Source organism: Paenibacillus sp. FSL H7-0323, from assembly GCF_038002725.1.
GTDB lineage: Bacteria > Bacillota > Bacilli > Paenibacillales > Paenibacillaceae > Paenibacillus_AQ > Paenibacillus_AQ odorifer.
This window is the reverse complement of record NZ_JBBODB010000001.1, coordinates 4,604,827-4,627,647: the sequence shown is the minus strand read 5'-3', so window position 1 is coordinate 4,627,647 and position 22,821 is coordinate 4,604,827. Positions and strand designations below refer to the sequence as shown.

The 22,821-nt window shown below is 45.7% G+C and carries 18 protein-coding genes; 12 read left to right on the top strand and 6 right to left on the bottom strand.

Annotated features, from left to right (window positions below):
- Positions 1-3: 3 nt before the first annotated feature.
- Entirely contained in the window at positions 4-1,014 is a 1,011-nt protein-coding gene (locus MHH89_RS20890) for a hypothetical protein (protein ID WP_076282159.1), read from the bottom strand.
- A gap of 477 nt (positions 1,015-1,491) precedes the next feature.
- Positions 1,492-2,505 (bottom strand): LLM class flavin-dependent oxidoreductase, encoded by a 1,014-nt coding sequence (locus MHH89_RS20885; RefSeq protein ID WP_081383185.1) that lies wholly within the window; start codon positions 2,503-2,505, stop codon positions 1,492-1,494.
- A 258-nt stretch (positions 2,506-2,763) separates the two neighbouring features.
- Here MHH89_RS20885 and MHH89_RS20880 point away from each other — a divergent pair, with 258 nt between their 5' ends.
- From MHH89_RS20880 to pgmB, 5 genes are all read left to right on the top strand, one after another.
- A complete protein-coding gene (locus MHH89_RS20880; RefSeq protein WP_036682112.1) occupies positions 2,764-3,768 on the top strand; it encodes a LacI family DNA-binding transcriptional regulator in 1,005 nt (334 codons plus the stop codon).
- Positions 3,769-4,103: 335 nt separating this feature from the next.
- Positions 4,104-5,525 (top strand): ABC transporter substrate-binding protein, encoded by a 1,422-nt coding sequence (locus MHH89_RS20875; RefSeq protein ID WP_038574978.1) that lies wholly within the window; start codon positions 4,104-4,106, stop codon positions 5,523-5,525.
- 143 nt (positions 5,526-5,668) lie between these two features.
- Entirely contained in the window at positions 5,669-6,787 is a 1,119-nt protein-coding gene (locus MHH89_RS20870; RefSeq protein WP_254847721.1) for a carbohydrate ABC transporter permease, read from the top strand.
- Entirely contained in the window at positions 6,787-7,878 is a 1,092-nt protein-coding gene (locus tag MHH89_RS20865; RefSeq protein WP_076124061.1) for a carbohydrate ABC transporter permease, read from the top strand. The genes MHH89_RS20870 and MHH89_RS20865 overlap by 1 nt, the downstream gene beginning before the upstream one ends.
- A gap of 46 nt (positions 7,879-7,924) precedes the next feature.
- Entirely contained in the window at positions 7,925-10,930 is a 3,006-nt protein-coding gene (pgmB, locus tag MHH89_RS20860; protein WP_081390533.1) for a beta-phosphoglucomutase, read from the top strand.
- A gap of 51 nt (positions 10,931-10,981) precedes the next feature.
- On the opposite strand, the gene MHH89_RS20855 is transcribed toward pgmB, so the two are convergent.
- From MHH89_RS20855 to MHH89_RS20845, 3 genes are read right to left on the bottom strand one after another with little or no spacing between them, the layout of a single operon-like run.
- Complete coding sequence (locus MHH89_RS20855; protein WP_076309979.1) at positions 10,982-12,373, bottom strand: aldehyde dehydrogenase; 1,392 nt, start codon at positions 12,371-12,373, stop codon at positions 10,982-10,984.
- A 40-nt stretch (positions 12,374-12,413) separates the two neighbouring features.
- A complete protein-coding gene (locus tag MHH89_RS20850; protein WP_076278279.1) occupies positions 12,414-13,388 on the bottom strand; it encodes an aldo/keto reductase in 975 nt (324 codons plus the stop codon).
- A gap of 36 nt (positions 13,389-13,424) precedes the next feature.
- Positions 13,425-14,333: a LysR family transcriptional regulator gene (locus MHH89_RS20845; RefSeq protein ID WP_305953676.1), complete on the bottom strand. Its 909-nt coding sequence runs from the start codon at positions 14,331-14,333 to the stop codon at positions 13,425-13,427.
- 61 nt (positions 14,334-14,394) lie between these two features.
- Between MHH89_RS20845 and MHH89_RS20840 the strand changes: the two genes are divergently transcribed.
- The gene (locus MHH89_RS20840) at positions 14,395-15,285 is read left to right on the top strand and encodes a DMT family transporter (protein ID WP_036682097.1); all 891 of its coding nucleotides are present in this window, start codon (positions 14,395-14,397) and stop codon (positions 15,283-15,285) included.
- A gap of 86 nt (positions 15,286-15,371) precedes the next feature.
- On the opposite strand, the gene MHH89_RS20835 is transcribed toward MHH89_RS20840, so the two are convergent.
- Positions 15,372-16,472 carry an FUSC family protein gene (locus MHH89_RS20835; RefSeq protein WP_052097383.1) on the bottom strand — a complete coding sequence of 367 codons (1,101 nt, stop codon included), beginning with the start codon at positions 16,470-16,472 and terminating at the stop codon, positions 15,372-15,374.
- A 309-nt stretch (positions 16,473-16,781) separates the two neighbouring features.
- Between MHH89_RS20835 and MHH89_RS20830 the strand changes: the two genes are divergently transcribed.
- The 6 genes from MHH89_RS20830 to MHH89_RS20805 all read left to right on the top strand — a co-directional run bounded on the left by MHH89_RS20830 (position 16,782) and on the right by MHH89_RS20805 (position 22,792).
- Positions 16,782-17,891, top strand: coding sequence for an ABC transporter ATP-binding protein (locus tag MHH89_RS20830; RefSeq protein WP_036682445.1), 1,110 nt, complete (start codon positions 16,782-16,784; stop codon positions 17,889-17,891).
- On the top strand, positions 17,881-18,693 hold the full coding sequence (locus tag MHH89_RS20825) for an ABC transporter permease (RefSeq protein ID WP_036682096.1): 813 nt from the start codon (positions 17,881-17,883) through the stop codon (positions 18,691-18,693). The genes MHH89_RS20830 and MHH89_RS20825 overlap by 11 nt, the downstream gene beginning before the upstream one ends.
- A complete protein-coding gene (locus tag MHH89_RS20820) occupies positions 18,683-19,516 on the top strand; it encodes an ABC transporter permease (protein WP_036682094.1) in 834 nt (277 codons plus the stop codon). The genes MHH89_RS20825 and MHH89_RS20820 overlap by 11 nt, the downstream gene beginning before the upstream one ends.
- A complete protein-coding gene (locus MHH89_RS20815; protein WP_038573734.1) occupies positions 19,513-20,586 on the top strand; it encodes an ABC transporter substrate-binding protein in 1,074 nt (357 codons plus the stop codon). Before MHH89_RS20820 ends, MHH89_RS20815 begins: the two co-directional genes overlap by 4 nt.
- Before the next feature lie 167 nt (positions 20,587-20,753).
- Complete coding sequence (locus MHH89_RS20810; protein WP_038573732.1) at positions 20,754-21,428, top strand: response regulator transcription factor; 675 nt, start codon at positions 20,754-20,756, stop codon at positions 21,426-21,428.
- A complete protein-coding gene (locus MHH89_RS20805) occupies positions 21,425-22,792 on the top strand; it encodes a sensor histidine kinase (protein WP_076124056.1) in 1,368 nt (455 codons plus the stop codon). Before MHH89_RS20810 ends, MHH89_RS20805 begins: the two co-directional genes overlap by 4 nt.
- The last annotated feature ends 29 nt before the right edge of the window (positions 22,793-22,821 follow it).

The following is a 22,821-nucleotide window of genomic DNA, read 5'->3' as shown; positions in this document are numbered from 1 at the left end:
TGGTTATTTCTTCGATTTCAATCTGCGCATGATAATCACGCTGAGTACCGCAATGGCTAAGCTGGCAAGAATCAAGTTATACCAAGGCTCAGCGGTATTTGGAAGCTTGTTGCCAACCTCTGGTGCTCCCAGTGGAAGCTCATCATCAGGCAGGGCGATTTCATTGCTTGGCTGCGGTGTTGCACTGGTAGTTTGGCTGCCGGCACTTGGTGATGCTGTCGGCTCATTATCGCCTCCACCCAGTGGGATCGGCGCTTCAGTGACACTAATTTCATCTACTACTGGTGAAGCTGTAGGTATTGGCGATGGTGTTGGCGTCGTTGATTGCCCTGGTGTGGCAGCTGCTGTTGCCGTTGGCGAAGTAGCCGTCGTGGTTGGTGAAGCTGTTGCGGTCGGTGAAGCTTCAGGTGTAGCTGTAGCCGTGGCAGTAGGTGTCGTAGTTGGCGCTACAGTAGGTGTAGCAGTCGCTGTAGGTGATGGCTCCGGTGTAGGCTGAGCTGTGGCCGACGCTGTCGGTGAAGGACTAGGTTGAGCGGATGGCTCCGGTCCTCCAGAAGCGGAGAACTCAAAGGCTACAGTGGTGGTTTTCCCTTGATATTCGTTCCCTGCTTCCCACGGGAAAATTACATCCATTTGGATTACACTTTGTTCTCCCCCGGCAAGTGAACCGATGGCAACTCTTCCGGCAGCCTCACTCATCACCCCTGAATAGATGATTACTCCCTCTTTTTCGAGTGTCATTTGGAGAATATCGTATAATTCTGCGTCTCCAGAGATGAATTTGAAGTCCACATAGTAATTAAAGCCCTCACTACCTGCGTTAATAATTGTGTATTCTGAGTTCGTTTCATCACCAGGCTGCATATTGTTCATGGTGGCTGTGCTTGTCGTATGCGAATTCACCGTAAGCTTAATGGTATCTTGCGCACTAACTCCGCCAGCATGCCAGATGACTCCTGCTAGAATAGTCAGGATATAAGCAGCTATGAAAGCCGAGCGATATTTCTTCTTCACTTTACTCGCTCCTTTCTCCTGAACCCCATATTAAATTTTGTAGACATCATTTGCGGGCTTCCGGCAAATTCTTCTCTTCTAATCGGATTTTTCATCAAACATTGTCGAAATAAGTAGTATCTCACAGAACCACTTTTTTGTGCGTATACAGGAATCTCCGTGAAAGTGGAAGGAGAGGGTAGAGATATACCGCCAATTCGTTCGTTATAGCGAATAACTAAAGTATAATCAAAATAATATCTAAACAAAAATGGGATATTATAAGGAAATCCATCATATTTGATCAAATATCAATTCTATTAATGGGTTTACACCAGTTTTCTCTATTTAACTCTTTATTTTTATGTAATTCATTGTTTTTATTGTGTTTTATTGAGAACGATTATGAATGCAAAATAAAAAGGCAAGACATACATCTGGAATAGGGCTCAAACCCCGATACCAGACCTATCGTCTTGCCTTAATTATGATGATAAATTAGATTTCCTTCATAGCGTCGGCTACAATCTCATAAGAGCGTAGACGAGCGTTAGGATCATAAATTCCACCAGAAACAATCAATTCATCGGCCTGTGTCTCTTGCAGGATTTCTTGAAGCCGTTCTTTAATTGCTGCTTTATCACCAGCGAAAGAGTAACGCTGTTTCTCAAGCATGGCTGCTTTTTCTTGCATCGTCCATAGCCCCTCCATACTATCAACCGGTGGTTGTAACTTCCCCGTACGTCCGCGGATGATATTAAGGAATTGCTGCTGCTGCGAGGTAGCCAGTCGTCTTGCCTCATTCACGGTATCGGCTGCTGTAATGCCAACTCCGACCATCACATAAGGTTTGTCGAGTGCTGCTGAAGGACGGAAATTACTATGGTAGATGTGTAAAGCTTGTAGTAAATATTCTGGTGCGAAATGGCTGGCGAAAGCAAAAGGTAAACCTAGCTTCCCTGCCAGCTGAGCACTAAAACCGCTGGAGCCCAGCAGCCAGATGGGGATATTCAAGCCTTCACCAGGAACAGCACGAACCCCAGCCGGTCGTGATCCTGCACCTGCAGGATCGAAGTAGGCTCTGAGCTCACTTAACTGCTCGGGGAAGTCACTGCCGTCGCTTCCGAGACCACGGCGTAGCGCACGGGAAGCCGGTTGATCGGATCCTGGGGCTCTGCCCAGTCCTAAATCAATCCGTCCTGGATATAGGGATTCGAGGGTCCCGAATTGTTCCGCAATGACAAGTGGTGCGTGGTTGGACAACATGATGCCTCCGGAGCCTACGCGTATGCTTTTTGTGCCGCCAGCAATGTGGCCAATTAAGAGTGAGGTAGCAGAACTGGCAACACCAATCATGTTGTGATGCTCAGCAAACCAATACCGGTGATAGCCCCATGCCTCAGCATGTTGAGCTAAAGCTAAAGAGTTATGAAAAGAGTCTGCCGCTGTGCCACCCTCCACAATAGAGGCTAAGTCCAGTACGGAGAATCGAATATCGCGCTGTTGCTTCAATGTAATCCCTCCTATAATAAACGCTCAGATAGTCTAGAGCAGTATTTGTAGCTGCGAATAATGCTACTCGCCTAGTATACCATGTAATAAAACTATATACACACTTTAAGTAAGTTATACGCGCTTTGTAATGATTAGATAAGGAATAAGTATGTCTTTAAAATAAAATGTAAGCGCTTTAAAAAATCTGTTGTTATTTCTTAACGGGCTTGCTATAATCACATCGAAAAGTTACCTGAAAAAAAGGAAGTTATCGTTATGAAGCCAACCATAAGAGATGTTGCCAGAATGGCGGAGGTGTCGATCAGCACCGTATCGCGGGTTATGAATGCACCGAATACGGTCGTAGAGAGCAAACGGAATCGAGTGATGGAGGCTGTAGAACGTTTGCAATATCAACCAAATGCGTTTGCACGCGGCCTGATCTACAAGAAGTCTTTTACACTGGGCCTGCTGATTCCGGATATTGAGAACCTGTATTTCGCAGGGGTTATTCGGGGAATGCAGGATGCATGCATCAAGCTCGGATACAGTTTAATGATCTGCAATACGGACCGCGACAAAGAACGGATGTTGTCTTACATCGATAACTTTCATGAGAAGCAGGTGGATGGGATCGTGTTCGCCAGTGATGTCCTTTATCCTGAGACACATGACAAATTAGTCGGTTGTAGAATTCCTTTTGTGTTGGTATCCTCGCATTCTGATGAGTACGACATTCCATCTGTGGAGGTGGATGATGAACAGGCGGCTTACGATGCGGTAAAGTTTCTGATTGATTTAGGGCATAAGGACATTGGCATGATTGGTTTTAACCATGATAACTCCGTATCTGGCCCGCCTCGTTATGAGGGTTTTGTAAGAGCATTAACAGAGTTTGGACTACAGCAGAATATTGTGAAGAGCAAATATGCCAATCACAGGTTCGAACACGCTTATCAAGCTGCGCATGAGTTGTTTACTGATTATCCCGAGCTGACCGCTGTTTTCTGTGTTGCTGATGAATTTGCAATGGGGACGATTTCTTATCTGAAGGATCGTAATATTCTAGTTCCGGGGCAGGTATCTGTGATTGGATTTGATAATTTGCGGATGTCGAGTATGTTCATTCCAAAGCTGACCACGATTGCACAGCCGATTTATGAGTTAGGGTATCGTGCGGCGGAGATGCTGCATGAATTGCTCACAACAGGTGGTGTCCAGGTATTGAATGAAAAGATGGAGCATAAGCTGATTGTGCGGGAATCCACGCGGGAAAAATAAAGGCTCTTTATTTTTGTGACCTTCTTCTGAAAAGCTTTTCAGAGCCATGTATCGGTCTTAATTAAAATTTAAATGTTAGGATAGAAAATAGTATGAATTCTTATGAAAAACATCTCATTTTCCGATTGGAAACGGTTACTAATTATGATAATATAAAAAATGTAAGCGCTATTATTAAATTACATTTGTGATGGAGTTTGATTTTAGGATATTTACCTGTCTTCTGAAAAGCTTTGCAAGGAGGTGATCTGCTACAAGCTGCTAATACATGCCAGGGTGCCCGGATGATTGAATAAGATGTTATCTCTATAACCATTAAAGGGGATGTACAAAAGATGAAGAAGATCTCAGGACGTAAAAAGTCGTTGGCTTTAGTACTGTGTTTATCCTTCACAATGACGCTGAGCGCATGCGGCGGAGGCAACAATAATGCGGCGCCTACAGATCCACCGGCGGCAACAGTCAGCCCAACAGCAGATAACACCGAGAAAGCGACAAATGCACCAAGTGCTGAACCTTCGGGTTCCCCGTTAGATTTAGCGATGAAAGGTGAATATAAAGGGACTAAAGTAACCATGTTTGGACCCTTCGTAGATGCTGACCAAGTGAAATTTGAGAGCAGCATTAAAGAATTTGAAGAGAAGACAGGGATCGATATTCAATACGAGGGCTCCAAGGAGTTCGAAGCAACAATAAATATTCGGGTGGACGGCGGAAATGCTCCTGATATCGCTGACTTCCCGCAGCCGGGATTGCTGGCATCGATTGCTAAGACGGGCAAGGTTATCGATTTGACCAGTGTGCTGGATCAAGACAAATTGACGGCTAATTACAACAAGAGCTGGCTCGATATGTCTACGATGGACGGAAAAGACGGGAAGATCATGGCGGGGATTTGGAACCGCAGTAATGTAAAGAGCTTGGTATGGTATCCAAAGAAACAATTTGATGATGCAGGTTACAAGGTTCCTGAAACTTGGGATGAGCTGATGGCACTCACTGAACAAATTGCCAAGGATGGCGATCCTGCCTGGGCTATTGGCATTGAGAGTGGTGCTGCAACGGGTTGGCCAGCAACAGACTGGGTCGAAAATATAATGCTTCGTACGACTACGCCTGAGAACTACGATAAGTGGGTAAAAGGTGAACTGCCATTTACTTCACCAGAAGTAAAAAATGCTGTTGAAATCATGTCTAAAATTTGGCTTAACAAGGATTATGTTTACGGTGGTGCTAAGTCTATCGTGACGACATCCTTCGGGGATGCCCCAGCGCCAATGTTCACTGATCCGCCTAAAGCCTGGTTTAATATGCTCGGTAACTTTATTACAAGCTTCTTCCCTGAAACGGCAAAGGTTGATCAGGATTATGATTGGTTCTACTTGCCGCCAATTGATGCGCAATATGGTAAACCAGTGCTGGTTGCAGGTGATATTTACGCTATGTTCAACGATCGTCCAGAAGTTCGTGCAGTCATGGAATTCTTCACCACTGGAGAGTCGATTAAGAGCTGGGTACAATCTGGCGGCGTAATTGCTCCTATGAATGATGCTTCCCTTGATTGGTATACCTCTGAATCTGATCGCCGGATGGCGAAGTTGGTTCAAGATGCTTCCACACTGCGTTTTGATGGCTCTGATTTGATGCCAGGTAAAGTGGGTGCAGGCACCTTCTGGAAAGGGATGACCGACTATGTGAGCGGTACAGCGACACTGGATCAAGCCTTGGAACAAATCCAGTCCGGCTGGAACAACTAACCTAATATTTAAAGCGCACAGTAAAAAGAGGGGCAGTGAGAAAAGAGGATTGTCTGCCCCTCTTTTTGTTTTCTAACTAGTGAGTTCGATGCTTATGATAAGAGTTTTGCTCCGCAAAACTTATAGGAGGAGCTGGAGCTAATATGGGTACACAATCACAGCCACAGCCACAAATGCCAACACAACCACAAGCTAGGCCAACCGTCAGCCTGAAGGCGGTAATGCTGTCCCTAGTTGTGTTGTTAGCGAATATTGTTGTTAACGGCGCAATCTTTTTATTCTTCCGGGATTCCACATTAAATCCGCTGCTAACAGCGGTTCTGGCTGTCCTCTGGGGAGTTCTAGGTGTTTATCTGATTTACTATACGCTGACGTGGGCGGTTGAGCAGTACCCTGATCATATCCGGCGAAAGGTGCTGCCTTATATCTTTATTGGTCCGGCAGTGATTATTCTGGGCTGGTTACTGGTCCTGCCTGCACTGCGAACATTATATTTGAGCTTTTTTAATGCTTCTTCAGAAAAATTTGTGGGTCTGAGCAATTATGCAGCGATCTTTAGCGATCATCTGATGGCAACGGCATTGCGTAACAATTTACTTTGGGTATTCGTTGGCACGCTTGCTTGTGTAGCATTCGGGCTCTTAATTGCTATTCTTGCCGATCGCAGCAGCTATGAGAAAATCGCCAAATCGATCATCTTTATGCCGATGGCTATTTCCTTTGTAGCGGCAGGAGTCATTTGGAAATTCGTATATTACTATCAACCGGGTGACGAACAAATCGGGCTGTTGAACGCAATCGTTACTTATTTTGGGGGAGAACCCCAAGCCTGGACGAGTATGCTTCAGCCGTGGAATAACTTTTTCCTCATTATTATTTTGATCTGGATGCAGACGGGATTTGCAATGGTGATTTTCTCGGCAGCAATCAAAGGGGTTCCTGACGACATTTTGGAAGCTGCACGAGTGGATGGAGCAAATGAGGTGAAGATTTTCTTTGGAATCATGATTCCATATATTTCATCAACCATTCTGACAGTGACAACGACCATTATCGTCTTTACGTTGAAAATATTTGACGTCGTCATGGTGATGACAGGAGGTCAATACGATACAGAGGTTGTTGCTACACAGTTCTACCGGCAATTCTTTATGTACCGTAATTTCGGCTACGGCTCCACGCTGGCTATTGTTCTACTGATCGCGGTGCTGCCTGTAATCATAATCAATCTACGTCAGTTCCGTAAGCAGGGGGGATTCTAATGGCTGGTAAAAAGAAGAGAAAAGGCAGCAAAACGGTTGTAAATATCGTGTTGGGTGTGATCTGTTTTATTTGGCTGCTTCCGACTCTTGGGCTATTTATTTCCTCCTTCCGTCCGGCTGCTGACATTCTGCAGACTGGATGGTGGAAAGCTTTTCCTCATCAGGAGTGGAAGGCTGGAGAGACGATTCAGCTATCCAAGGATGTGGATCTTCGGGAGCCAATTGAGGTGAACGGTAAAACTTATACAGATGATGAGCTGAAGGCTGGCGTGAAGGCAGATGGCAGCCGGCTTATGTGGGAGAATCGTAGAGCACGTACCGTAAATGAACAGATACAAGGTTGGAAGATGACACCGGATCTCACGCTGGATAACTATAATAATGTGCTTTCCGGTAAGGAATACAAGCTGAAACAGGCTGATGGTAGTGAAACGGTGCAAAAAGGCTCCGGATTGTCACAGGCCTTCTGGAATACGCTAACGATTGCTGTTCCAGCAACAGTTATTCCGGTGCTGATCGCTTCTTTTGCTGCATATGCTTTTGCCTGGCTGCGGTTTCCTGGGCGCAGAATCCTTTTTGTAATCATTATTGCAATGCTCGTCATTCCGATACAGGTTGCGCTTATTCCAGTGCTTAAGGATTATACCGCACTTGGGCTAAACGGAAGTTATCTGGGAATTTGGCTGGCGCATACGGCTTTTGGATTACCGCTGGTTACGTACTTTATGTACAACTTTATCAGTCAATTGCCGAAGGATTTGTTCGAATCGGCTTTCATGGATGGGGCAAGTCATTTCACTATATTCAGTAGGCTAATTCTGCCTCTATCAGTGCCAGCACTGGCTTCTATCGGGATCTTCCAATTCCTATGGGTGTGGAATGACTATTTAGTCTCATTGATTTTTATCGGCAATCAACCGTCTGTGCAAGTCATGTCGATGAAAATTGCCGATTTAGTAGGCTCACGAGGCAACGATTGGCATTTACTTACTTCGGCTGCATTTATCTCTATGCTGATGCCGCTCGCTATTTTTTTCCTGCTGCAAAAGTATTTCGTCAGAGGGCTTATGGGTGGGTCGGTGAAAGGTTAATGATTTAGAACCCGAATGAAACTGTGATCAGGGGGAGCTTAGAGAGATGAAGATGAAACCATACGTACATCCGGCGGCGGTATATCCTTACCGGGAGTGGAGTCTTGATGAGGAAGCTTATAGTGAAGAGAACAATCAAAGAAGCGAGAGTATTTTTGCGCTTGGCAATGGATATATTGGCATGCGCGGTAATTTCGAAGAAGGTTACCACGGCAGCTCAGGCTCGTCTGTAACAGGCAATTATTTGAATGGTTTTTTTGATTCGGAGCCCATTGTATATCCAGAAGGAGCCTACGGATATCCATCCCGCAATCAAGCGATGCTGAACGTAACAGATGCCAAGATTATTGAACTGAGTATTGAAGGGCAGACCTTTCAGTTAAACAGTGGGCAAGTGCACCATTATGAACGAAAGCTGGATATGCGAAGCGGGGTTCTGCATCGGCAGGTAGATTGGGAATCTCCAGCTGGTCACCGGGTACAGCTTCATATCCGGCGGATGGTGACTTTGCAGCACAAACATCTGGCGGCGATAGATTATGAGGTTAAAGCGCTGAATTTCAGCGGAGTGCTTACCTTCACTTCATCCATCGACGGCAAGATCCAAAAACCTAAGGTAACGGATGATCCCAGATTGGGCTCGGGAGGCAAGGAGCCCAGTCTGCTCCTGGAGGATACCGGTCATGAACCGGGACACTCCTTCTTATGGATGAAGCAGCGGACGCGGCATACCCGGTTTGCCCTATTAACAGGGGTAAGTCATAAGCTCGATTCAAGATCTGAGGGTAAAAGGACCGTGCAGCATGAGGGGCAGAAATTATCCGTGCAGTTTGTCGTCCCGGTGGAGCGTGGGGAAAGCGTCTCGCTAACCAAATATATCTCTTACCATACCTCTAAAGATTATCCAGAAGACGAACTACTTAGTAGAAGTACTGAAATATTACACTTAGCAGACCATAGCGGGTTTGAAGCGCTTGCCCAGGAACAGCAGGCTTATCTGGATCGATACTGGGCACATACGGATGTGGAGATTCATGGTGATCTTGCGCTTCAGCAGGGCATTCGCTTTAATGCTTTTCAACTGCTTCAATCCGTAGGCCGTGATGGGGTTACGAATATTGGAGCCAAGGGATTAACGGGTGAAGGATACGAAGGGCACTATTTCTGGGATACCGAGATGTATATGCTGCCCTTCTTTACGTTCACACAGCCGGAGATTAGCCGAAAGCTGCTCGAATTTCGTTATGCCACGTTAGACAAAGCACGGGAGCGTGCAGCGGTAATGTCGCAGAAGGGAGCCTTGTTCCCTTGGCGGACTATAGACGGGGCAGAGAACTCTGCGTATTTCCCGGCAGGCACGGCGCAAATGCATATTAATGCGGATATTGCGTATGCCATCAAGCAGTATGTACTGGCTACCGGAGATTATGATTTTTTGGTTACGAAGGGAGCGGAAATTTTATTCGAAACTTCCCGCTTTTGGTTGGACTTGGGGTACTTTAATCCGGCTAGGGGCGGTGTCTTTTGTATTGATGCAGTAACCGGTCCTGATGAATATACAGCTATCGTCAACAATAATGCATACACCAACTTTATGGTACAGGATCAGCTTTATTATGCACACGAGATGGCAGGGATATTATCTAAGCAGTATCCTGAGCATTTTGAACGCCTGAAGCAAAAAATCGGTCTGACTGAGCATGAGACATTAGTGTGGCTGGAAGCGGCGGACAAAATGTTTATCCCCTTTGATGAGGGACTTGGTATTTATGCTCAAGACGACACGTTTCTCTCCAAGAAAAAATGGGATTTCGAGCATACACCAGCTGACAAATATCCGCTGCTGCTCAACTACCATCCGCTGGTAATTTACCGTCATCAGGTGTTGAAACAGGCGGACTTGGTAATGGCGATGTTTCTACTGGGTGACCAATTCAGCTTGGCGGATAAGATCCGGAATTATAATTATTATGAGCCGCTGACGACGCATGATTCTTCATTGTCACCGTGTATTCACAGTATAATCTCTGCTGAGATTGGTGATTTGACGGGAGCCTATTCCTATTTTGACCGCACGGTACGGATGGACTTGGATGATATCAACCGCAACGTAAAGGATGGACTGCACACTGCTGCTATGGCAGGCTCCTGGCTGTCGATTGTGAATGGTTTTGGTGGCATGCGCTTATGCGGCGGGATGTTATCATTTAATCCTAGTGTGCCAGCGCAGTGGGAGAGCTATCGGTTTAAAATAACATGCGCTGGACAGCTATTGGATATTTTTGTGAGTGATACAGAAGTGATCTATACACTGCTGGAGGGCGAAGAGCTTGAGATTATGCATAAGGGAAACCTTATACAGTTGTCTGCACAGAAGCCGCTGAGGCTTTCGAATGTGAAGCAGCTTGAAGCTGTTATTTTCGAGCTGGACGGGATAATTACTGACACTGGAGAGTATCATTATGAGGCTTGGAAGGATCTGGCGGATGAGCTTGCGCTTTCTTTTGATCGAGAGAAGCATAAGAGTCTTAAGGGCCTAAGTCGAATGGAATCTTTAGAAGTCATTCTGGAGAGTAGTGGACTGAATTTGCCGCAACCGGTAAAGGGAATGCTCTGCAACAAAAAGAACGAGAAGTATAGACAGCTGGTTCAGCAAATGACGCCTGCTGAGCTGTATCCGGGTATCCACAGCGTGTTGTCCGATTTGCAGCAAAGAGGGATTGCTATCGGACTGGCTTCAGTGAATGAGAATGCGCTGCTGATTCTCGAACGCTTGCAGATCGGGCATTGGTTTCAGGCGGTGGCTGACCCTGGCAACTTGCGTAGAAGCAAGCCAGATCCAGAGATTCACTTGCAGGTTGCGGAGATGCTGGGCATATCCCCAGACTGCTGTGTGGCGATTGAGGATACCGAGGAAGGAATAGCCGCAATTAATGCTGCTGGTATGAGGTCAGTGGGAGCTGGAGTGGCGCTCGTAACCGGGACCGCGGATCTATGTCTGGCTTCCACCGCAGAGATAAGTGTTGAGAAATTGTTAGAGCTGTTTGCGTAGTTACCCTGATAAGCAGCAAACCTCCCGATCATGGGAGGTTTGCTGCGTTGTTTATTTCATTACTTTTCGAACCAGCTTCACTTTATTGCCATAAGGAGGATACACGATTCCGAGGTCGATCCGTGTGCCTCGCTTGACGATGCTTTTATGATGGGAGAAGACCTCAAAGCTATACTTCCCGTGATAACCCCCGATTCCAGAGTTTCCTACTCCACCAAACGGAAGATAAGTGCTCGCCACATGTGAGATCGTATCATTGATACACCCTCCCCCGAATGAGACCCGGGACAGCACCTCTTGTTTTACACTCTTATCCTCCGTAAATAGGTATAGTGCCAGTGGCTTTGGATGTTCATTAATACTCTGAATGGCCTCATCCAATTGATGATATTCCAATATTGGGAGAATCGGACCGAAGATCTCATCTTCCATAGCAGCATCCGTCCAAGTGGCAGGATAGATTAAAGTAGGCTCAATATAACGTTCTTCTGGCACGATGGTGCCGCCCATAATCACCTTGCTCTGATCTCGCGCAATGAGGTCAGCAAGTCTTTGCAGCTGGCGATCATTCACGATCCGGCCATAATCTGTATTAGGCTGTGCATCCTGACCGTAGAACTCAGTGACGTGATGTTTGAGTTTGGTAATCAATTCTTTGGCAATATCCTTGTGGACTAACAGATAATCCGGTGCAATACAGGTTTGACCCGCGTTTAGCAGCTTGCCCCAGACAATCCGTTTCGCTGCAACATCAAGATTAGCGGTCTTATCAACAATAACCGGGCTTTTCCCGCCAAGCTCCAAGGTTACAGGCACTAAATTTTTGGCTGCTGCTTCCATAACGATTTTGCCGACAGGCACACTGCCTGTAAAAAATATATAATCAAACTTGGCGTGGATCAGTAAATTAGTGGTCTCTTTTTCCCCTTGAATTACGCGGATATACTGCGGCTCGAAGGTCTCTTGAATAAGCTGTTCAACCACGGACGAGATGGCAGGTGTGCTCTCAGATGGCTTGAGGACAGCGCAGTTACCAGCGGCAATGGCGCCGATCAGGGGCTCAATCAGCAACTGAAATGGATAATTAAACGGGCCAATAATGAGCGTTGTGCCGTAAGGCTCACTTAAAATATAACTTTTTGCAGGAAATAAGTGCAGCGGCGATCGAACCTTTACAGGCTTCGCCCAACGCTTAAGATGTTTCATCATGTAGCCGATACTGTCCAGCGTAAAGCCGATTTCTGTGGCATAGGCTTCGAACTCACCTTTTCCTAAATCCTGTTGTAGTGCGGTGATGATACGTCCTTCGTATTGTTTAATAATATTCTTAAGCTTGAGCAGCTGCTGGAGACGAAAAGAAACCTCCTTAGTTACGCCGCTATTAAAAAAATTCTTATGCTCTTCAAGCATTCCTTGAATGCTGTCAGCTGTATAGGTTGTCATTAATCTTTCCTCCATCCTTGTAAGAAGTTAGAGCATACGACTATGGGAGCCGGTAAAAAGCGAACGGCTCGCGATAACGGAAGGAATCACTGGCTTCATCCAGCTTGGCCGAAGTTTCTTCATTAAGTACAAGTGAGGTACTAAGCAAATTTTGTTCCAGCTGTTCCACACGTGTAGCCCCGACAATAACCGTCGAGACGGCAGGCCGATTCATAAGCCAAGCTAAGGAGAGCGCGGTAGATGAGGTTTCCATTTCCTCAGCAATTTGACTCACTTGGCTTCCGAGCTTGATCCGGTCAGCATCAAGGAATCTTTTGAAATTAGGATCGGTATCTGCTCTGGACCCCGATGGCGCTGAGTCGCTTGTATTATATTTGCCTGTGAGAATCCCGCCAGCTAGTGGAAAGTATGGAATGATCCCTACACCTTGATCCAGGCAGAGCGAAAGGAGCTCATTCTCCGGTGTCCGGTCTGCTAAGGAGTAGCTGCACTGAATTGAAGTGTACTTGGTGAAGTTGCGTGCTTCACTAATCCCAATCGCCTTCATTAATTGCCATGCTGTATAGTTGGAGGCCCCGATATAACGGACTTTCCCCGAGGATACCATATCGTCCAAGGTTCGTAAGGTTTCTTCAAGCGGCGTATAGGGATCAAAGGTATGAATCTGGTATAGATCGATATAGTCCGTCTTAAGGCGGCGAAGGCTATCTTCAAGCTCCTGCAGCAAATGGCGACGGGAGGAGCCGCTACCGTTAGGACCCTCATTTTTGACTAAACCTGCTTTAGTTGCGAGAACAGCCTCATGTCTCCTACCTTCCAAGGCCAGACCGATGATTCGCTCGGATTCTGAGCCAGCGTAAATATTAGCAGTATCTATGAAATTAATTCCATGATCGAGCGCAGCATGTACAATCTGAATGGAGGTCTCTTGATCCGCACGTTTGCCGAAAGCGTTCGTTCCCAGTCCTAATGCGGATACCTGTAATCCGCTATTTCCAAGTCTTTTAAAGTCCATCTTCAGCACTCCTTATCATCTATTAATTAATCCATTTTATTTTTGAGTGAAAAGATCCAGCGCTGTCTCAATGAAGAGCTTTACAGCAATTGAAGTGTCGGCAAGCGAGCTGACCGCAATTTGGATATCTCTATAAGCATCCGGTTGCAGCTCACGGGTAACCACATTTGGAGGCAGAGATAACAAGGACAGTTCAGACATCACGCCGATCGCCAGTCCCTCCTGAACCATATTAAGAGCTGTTGCAAAGTTATTAACCACATATTTTACATTCAGATGGCTATTACTTCTGCGGAATAGCTCTACAACAGGCGGTTCATATCCTGCTTTGCAAATCAACATGGGCTCGTTCGCTAATTCCTGCACACATACAATGGATCGCTTTTGCAGGGGATGGTCATCTCTAAAAACGGCAAACAATTTCTCTCTATATAATGGAATGGTTTCGAATTCTGCACTGGGAGCGAGCAATAAGCCAACATCAATTTCTTTTGAATCCAGCCATTCTCTGACTTCAGCGATAGAACCCTCCTGTAAGCTAATTGTAATATTTGGATATCTTTTAGTGATAGAGCTAATAATCTTCGGTAGAAAATGAGCCGATGCCACAGGGAAAGCTCCAATGCGGATACTTCCTTTTTCAAGACCTCTCTCCGCGTAAATCTCCTGATTGACCTTATCAAAGCCCATTAGAATTTCACGGAAAATAACAAGAATACGTTTGCCGATATCCGTAAGCATCAGGCCATTACGCCGGTCTCGAAGCAAGAGCTTCACGTCTAATTCGGCTTCGAGGGACGAGATCGCCCGGCTGACCGCAGGCTGTGTCATATTCAGTTCTACACCAGCTTTAGTAAAGCTGCCGCTTTCGGCGATTTTGACGAATAAACGAATTTGAGTATTGTTCATAACAAATATGATATGCCCCTTATGATTATTATTCATTTCATTTATGCTCTTGTTTATTGTATCATTTGTGATGAATCTACACCAAGGAAGTGAACAAATGAATCAGCAGAAGAAAAGTATGATCCTTCTTATTTTTTTGGTGATTGTATGGGGCATTAATTGGCCTATATCCAAAATCGCCTTAGACTATGCTCCACCTCTATTATTTGCAGGTATTCGAACCGTCGTAGGCGGTATTATTCTGATTCTAATTGCACTGCCCAAGGTGAAGGAGCTTCGCTTCAAGCAGCTCTGGCCGATCTATCTGATCTCGGCGGTACTTAGTATTGTGTTCTATTATGGATTTCAGACAATTGGCTTGCAGTATGTTCCGGCGGGATTGTTCTCATCGATTGTATTTTTGCAGCCTGTATTGTTAGGTATTTTTTCTTGGCTGTGGTTAGGTGAGAGCATGTACGGGCTTAAAATGGCTGGTTTGCTGCTTGGCTTTCTCGGGGTAGCCTCTCTTAGTATCGGCGGAATTAATGGGAGTATCTCCATATGGGGAATTGTGTTGGCTTTAGCCAGTGCCTTAAGCTGGGCATTAGGAACAATATATATGAAACGGAATGCTGTACGTGTGGATATGCTGTGGATGACGGCTATGCAAATCACGATCGGTGGCATCATTCTGCTACTTTCGGGATCAGCTACGGAGAAATGGTCGGATATCACCTGGAGTGGAACCTTTATTGTGGATACCTTGTTTATCGCAATCTTTGTTATTGCTCTGGGCTGGCTAATTTATTTCAAGCTGATTAACGAAGGAGAAGCAGGAAAAGTAGGTTCATTCACCTTCTTGATCCCCCTGATCTCGATAGCAACCAGCGTAGTTTTTTTGAAAGAGCAGATTACCATAAACCTTGTGATCGGATTATTGCTGATTGTCAGCAGTATTGTACTGGTAAATGTGAAGATAGGGCGTGCTGCCAAACAATCAGTCAGTTAAATTTGTTGGATGGTTGTAGTAACCAATCGTGCTAAAGGGCATTATGTCTAATAGGGATTGAACATAAAAAAAGGACACTCCCAAGCTTAGAGCTTCTGGGAGAGTCCTTTTTTAATTAAGCGTATAGCGCGTGTGATTTCAGCTGTTGAAGGCCGAGCTGCAACTACGTAAGTAGCAGAACTAGCGCGTTCCACTTCTTCGAGTACCCGGTTTAAGTGACTGAAGAGCGCTCCTAGATCACGAACTGATGACAGTGAGCACCGTCCTTGCAGTTCAGAGAAGCTGGCCGCCTGCAAGTCGCGGGCACGATGCAGACAATCTGTAAGTGAACGTTGGCATTCAGCCTTGGATAAGGTCTTGGTACCATAAACAGCTATACAATCGGCTGTTGCCTCCAGCACTTCCAGCATCCAGTCAGAATTGGCATGATGTGCTGGCAGCAAGCAAATATCGTCGGCAATTTCTTTAACATAGGAATGAATGGTCTTTAGATGTGCTGTGGCTTGTATAAGTCCCTTTAGATCACCACGACACTGATAGTGAGCAATGGTATAGAACATTTCCTTCTGTTGTTGATTGCTGGCAGACAGCAGTTTACCTGCTTGCTCCAGCATATTATTATCCTTTGATGAATCTCTTCTTATGCCTACGAGACCTTTTAAAGCATCCGAAAGTAGAAGGCTTCCATCGAGTGCCAATGCTTTTACCTTGACGAACCTGTTCGGTGGAACGATAATCATATTGATGATCAAGGCAATGAGCACACCAATAAAGGTTTCGGCGACTCTCCACAGCACGTAATCATTGTGATAAAAGGTAAGGGCCAGAACCGAGGTTACCCCCACCTGCGAAACCGCTTGGATATTCATCCGACAGGCTGTGGCAATTCCAATCCCGATGAGCAGAATTAGCAGAATGGAAAATGCACCTACATCGAAGAATTGGCCTACAATCAGGCTGACAATTCCGCCGATAATAATGCCGATCAGGCGGTAGATTCCTTTTTCAAGTGAAGCCTTCACACTGGCTTGAGTAATTAGAATGGCTGCAAGCGGTGCAAAGTATAAATATTGGTCACCATATAAACTGTGTACGGCTACCCAGGATAGTGATGCGGCAAGCGTAATTCGTATCATGTAAAGCGAGAATCCATATTTTTCAAGGCGGTCTAGTAACCCCTCGTTCATTATCATTCATCTTCTTTCGCAAAAATAAGAAAACCACACTGGCTTTTCAGTTCGTTTTCATTATAGCACCTCAAAAAGGGCAGGGAAGACTGGACTTTTTACAAACTTGTTAAGTTTATGCTTAGCATTTAACAATGTAAGCTATCGCATATAATGGTACAATCTAATATGCTATATCTATTGGAGCGTCGAAGGAGAGGGAAAATTGTCGCTTATTAGCGCTGAGCATACTCATTTCGATTGTTCTCCGCAAGATGCGGGTAAAATAGTATTGTATTACTAAGGTAAGGGAGGTTGTTAGCTATAGCTATTCAGGAAGGTACCATCATTTCATTTGAAGAAGTTACTAAGCAATATGACGACGAAGATCCGGTGTTAAAAGGAGTCAGCTTTGAGATAGAGCGCGGCAAATTCTATACACTACTTGGTCCATCTGGCTGTGGTAAAACGACTATTCTTCGATTGATCGCCGGGTTCGCTGAGCCAACGAGCGGTTCTATTTATTTAAATGGAAAAGTAATTAACCACATTCCCGCCAATGAGCGGCAGGTCAATACGGTATTTCAGGATTACGCATTGTTTCCACACCTGAACGTATTCGAGAATGTGGCTTTCGGACTGCGCATTAAGAAGCTTAAGAAGGATGTTATCACGAAGAAGGTGCAGGAAGCGCTAAGCTTCGTTAACCTTGTGGGTTATGAGCAGCGTGCGATTAACGAAATGTCCGGCGGTCAGCGCCAGCGGGTTGCCATTGCCCGGGCGATTGTGAATGAGCCACAGGTTCTACTGCTGGACGAGCCTCTATCGGCGCTAGATCTCAAGCTGCGCACTGAGATGCAGTACATACTGCGGGAAATGCAGCAGCGGTTAGGCATTACCTTTATTTTTGTAACGCATGACCAGGAAGAGGCACTCGCGATGTCCGACTGGATTTTTGTCATGAATAAGGGGAAAATCGAGCAAAGCGGCACCCCTAACGATATTTATGATGAGCCGATTAACCGTTTTGTGGCGGATTTTATTGGCGAATCGAACATTGTGCCGGGAGTTATGATCGAGGATTATCTGGTGGAGTTTAACGGCCGCCGCTTCGAATGTTTCGATGCCGGGCTTAAACCGAATGAATCCGTAGAGATTGTTATTCGTCCTGAGGATTTGGAAATTTCTACGCTGGAACAGGGTAAACTACGTGTGCGGGTTGATTCCCAGCTGTTCCGGGGCGTGCATTATGAAATCAGCTGTTATGATGAATCCGGGCATGAATGGCTTGTGCATTCTACACGTAAGGCGACTGTAGGCAGTGAAATTGGCCTTTATTTTGATCCGGAAGCGATTCATGTTATGCGTTTCGGTGAAACGGAGGAAGAATTCGACAGACGTCTGGAAGCTTATGGCGAGGTGGAGAGTCATGAAGAATAAGGGCAAATCGTACTATCTCATCCCTTATTACCTCTGGATCGCATTGTTTGTAATTGCACCGGTAGTGCTTGTCATCTATTATTCGTTATTTGATTTGGATGGTCATATTACTCTGGATAATTACGTCAGTTTCTTCACCCCTGTATATTTAAAAATGACGCTGACCTCGTTCTGGTACGCGTTTCTGATTACAGCATTCTCTTTGCTGGTTGCCTATCCGGCGGCTTATCTGTTGACGAGAACCAAACATAAGCAACTGTGGTTATTGCTGATTATTTTGCCGACATGGATTAATTTGCTGCTAAAAACCTACGCTTTTATAGGGATATTCGGGACATTTGGTCCGATCAATAATTTCTTTGATCTGCTTGGAATCGGAGAACAGCAAATTCTGTTTACGGGCTTCAGTTTTGTATTTGTATCTGTCTATATTTTTATTCCGTTTATGATCCTGCCGATATACAGCGCTTTGGAGGATTTGAATTTATCCTTGCTGGATGCGGCACGTGATTTGGGGGCTTCGGGCTGGACCACGTTTAGACGTGTTATTTTTCCGCTGACCATTTCGGGAGTACGCTCAGGCTGTATGGCAGTATTCATACCTGCGCTGTCCCTGTTTATGATCACCCGTCTGATTGCAGGCAACAGGGTCATTACGCTGGGCACCGCAATCGAGCAGCATTTCCTGGTCACTCAGGACTGGGGCATGGGTTCTACAGTTGCAGTGTTTCTGATTGCCATTATGGCGCTGTTTATGATTATCACAGGCGGATCGCGGAAAGGGGCGCGGAATGAGAAATAAAAATGGATTCTCTAACCTCTACCTAGTTCTGGTGTTCATTGTTCTGTATGCACCTATCTTCTATTTAATGTACTATTCGTTCAACAGTGGGGGGACGATGCATAAGTTCGAGGGCTTCACGCTGGATTACTACCGTGAGGTGGTCCAAGATAAGCGCCTGATCATCATCGTAATCAATACGCTTGTGATCGCGCTGCTATCCTCGGCTATTGCGACCCTTATCGCTATTATTGGTGCGCTGGCCATTAAAAGTGTGCAGAATCGCCGCGCCAAGAACACCTTGCTGTCTCTGAATAACGTGCTGATCGTCAGTCCAGATGTCATTATTGGTGCTTCGTTCCTTATCCTGTTCACCATAGCTGGCATCAAGCTGGGTTTCGCGTCTGTTCTGCTTTCACACGTTGCATTCAGCGTGCCGATTGCTGTATTGATGATTTTGCCGCATCTACAGGAAATGAGCCCTACATTGACGGATGCAGCCCGTGATCTTGGGGCAAGCCGTAAGGATGTGCTGACTAAAGTAATCTTGCCGATTATTAAACCAGGGATATTCAGCGGATTTTTTATGGCGCTTACGTATTCACTGGATGACTTTGCGGTTACGTTCTTCGTAACAGGCAACGGTTATTCGACGTTATCGGTTGAGATATACTCTAGAGCCCGGCAAGGGGTGTCGCTATCGATTAATGCGCTGTCGACGCTGATCTTCCTGTTCACCATTCTGCTCGTGGTGGGTTATTACTTCCTGACCCTTAAGAAAAATCGCCATAACACAGCAGAAGCTGTGGCGGAGCCTGTTGCAGAAGCGGGGGTGCCTAGATGAAACAGCTGATAAATGCTTTTCTGGCGATCCTTATCACGGCATTTGCGCTCATGTACTTGGGCTCTTGGATGAATTCGAGAGAGGGATATTCGGGTGGAAACACACTGACTATCTATAACTGGGGCGACTATGTTGATCCCGATCTATTGAAGGAATTTGAAAAAGAGACCGGCTTAACAGTCATTTATCAAACCTTCGATTCCAATGAAGCTATGTTGACCAAGGTTGAGCAGGGCGGAACTACCTTTGATGTTGTAATCCCTTCGGATTATGCCATTGCCAAGATGAAAGAAGAAGATCTGCTCATCCCGCTGGATCATAGCAAGATTTCGAATCTAAAGAATATTGATTCACGCTTTATGGACCTTTCGTTTGATCCGGGTAACAAATATTCTGTGCCTTATTTCTGGGGGACCGTCGGGATTATTTTCAATCCGGAAATGACTAAAGGCATGGACTTCACCAGCTGGGATTCTCTCTGGGACAGCAGACTGCATAATAACATCTTCCTGGTGGACGGAGCCCGTGAAGTGATGGGCATGGCTTTGAACAGCCTGCATTATTCCGTTAATGACAAGGAAGAGGCACATCTGCAAGAAGCACTGACTAAGCTCAACAAGTTGTCTCCTAACGTTAAGGCGATTGTCGGTGATGAGATCAAGATGCTGCTGGCAAATGAAGAAGCTGCGGTTGGGATTGTCTGGTCCGGCGATGCTTCCGAGATCATGGACGAGAATGATAAGCTGGATTATGTAGTGCCGGAAGAAGGCTCGAACAAGTGGTTTGATAACATGGTCATCCCTCGGACAGCGAAAAATGTGGATGGAGCGCATCAGTTCATCAACTTCATGCTCCGCCCAGACGTTGCTGCTAAGAATGCAGAATATGTAGGTTATTCCACGCCTAACATTCCTGCGCTGGAGCTGCTTCCTGAGGAAACTTCTGAGGATACCCGGTTCTATCCACCTGCTGAAATTACGGACCGGCTTGAAGTATACGATAACCTTGGCAAACGGATGCTCGCTCATTATAATGAGCTGTTCCTAATGTTTAAGATGAATAAGAAGTAAGCTGACTAAAGCTAAAGCGAAACGACATTAAGAGCGTCTATACGGGTAACCGTGTTAGACGCTCTTTTTCGGTTTGATCATCGTGTAGTCTCAAGACAACAGACAGTTTAGCCGAAAGTATAATATAGTATAATAGTAAGAATGGACAACAGGAAAAGAGGAAACGAATGCCTACTATACTGGTTGCTGACGACGATGCGAACATTCGCGAACTTGTCTGTTTATTTCTCCGCAACGACGGATTCGAAACAGTTGAAGCTGTGGATGGCAAGGAAGCGCTCGCCGTATATGCTGGAACACATGTCGATCTTGTCGTGCTGGATATTATGATGCCAAATATGGATGGTTGGATGCTTTGTAAGGAGCTCCGCAGAGCTAATCCTGATCTTCCATTACTTATATTGACTGCCAGAGGCGAAACCTGGGAGAAAGTGAAGGGCTTCGAATTAGGCACGGACGATTATTTAACTAAACCTTTCGATCCGTTAGAGCTGACGGTTCGTGTTAGGTCATTGCTGAAACGATATCGGATTGGCTCCACGCAGATGATCCAAATTGGCAATGTCATCCTTGATCGGCAGACCTATAAGGTGATGAAAGGTACGGAGTCATTTCCCTTACCCCTTAAGGAGTTCGAGTTGCTGTACAAGCTTGCTGGAACCCCTGGACAAGTCTATACGCGCGAGCAGTTGATCGATCAAATTTGGGGAATTGATTATGCTGGAGATGATCGGACGATTGACGTGCATATCAAACGCCTGCGTGAACGGTTTGCGACTACCCCTGATTTTCGTATTGAGACGGTGCGTGGACTTGGCTACAGGCTTGAGGTGCATGAATGATCAGATCTATATATACACGCGTTGTCCTGACCTTCCTAGCCTCCGTAATCGGGGGCACAATCATTGCTTTGTTTGTTGCAACTTGGGTATTCGAAGATAAACTGAACGAGAACACGCGAATTCCCTTATTGCATTTTGGGCAGGATATTGTCAGGGTTTACGAGACCTTCCCATTTCGTGAAGCCAACTCTTTCGTAAGTGGAATGAAGCAGCTTGATTCCTACCACATCCGAATTTTCGATGAAGCGGGTAAATTCCAATCTTACGGAACGCTTAATGGGCACAAGCCGGTCCCTGTAACTATGGAAGAAATAAAAAAAGTTCTCGCAGGAGAAGTATATCAACCTCATAACAGGAATATTTCTGCGCTTCTCCTAGGCTTACAACTGAGAACGGAAGACGGCACCAAAGCGATGTTTGTGGAGACGCTTAATCCCCCTTCCGTCACTGCCAGAAGGAACTTGGTATTAAATTTCTTGCTCTATTCATTGATAGCTGGAAGCCTCTTGATTCTGGTAGCTGCAATGTTCTTAGTCAGACCGATTAAGAAGCTAACCAAAGCGACCAGAAGAATAGCAGCTGGTGATTTTAACGTTGAGCTGAATATTAAGCAAACCGGTGAGCTAGGTACCTTGGCTCGCAGCTTTGAAGAAATGATGCACGATCTGCAGCAGCTTGAGCAAATGCGTAAGGAGTTTGTATCCAATGTGTCGCATGAGGTCCAGTCTCCGCTCACCTCAATATCTGGGTATGCGATTGCGCTCAAGCGAGTAGATCTTGCAGAACAAGAGCGAAATCGTTATCTGGATATTATTATCGCTGAAGCAGAACGGATGTCTAAAATGAGTGACAGCCTGCTGAAGCTGAGTTTATTAGAATCGCAGTCCCAGCAGCTACGGCTAACTACATTCAATCTGGACGAACAGATAAGAAGAGTAATCGTAGCGATTCAGCCGCAATGGTCAGCTCGTAACATCAGCTTCGACCTTGATCTGAAGCCTATTATCCTACTGGCTGATTATGACCTGTTAAGTCAGGTATGGACCAATCTCCTTGGCAACAGCATCAAGTTTTCTAAGGATAACAGTGTAATTAACGTCAGCCTCAAACAAGATATCAACAACGTGACCGTTCGGGTAACAGACACTGGCATCGGGATTTCACTTGAGGATCAGCAACGTATATTTGAACGGTTCTTTAAGGCTGATCGGTCCCACAGCCGTAAATATGGTGGGAGCGGGATGGGACTTGCCATTGTTAAACAGATCGTAACGCTTCATAAAGGGGATATCCGCGTGGAAAGCGAACCCGGCCAAGGAACGACCATCGTTGTCACCCTCCCAATTATAGCGCCGACAGAGTAATTAGCTTCCAGGCGGTGCCTTGCGAGGGC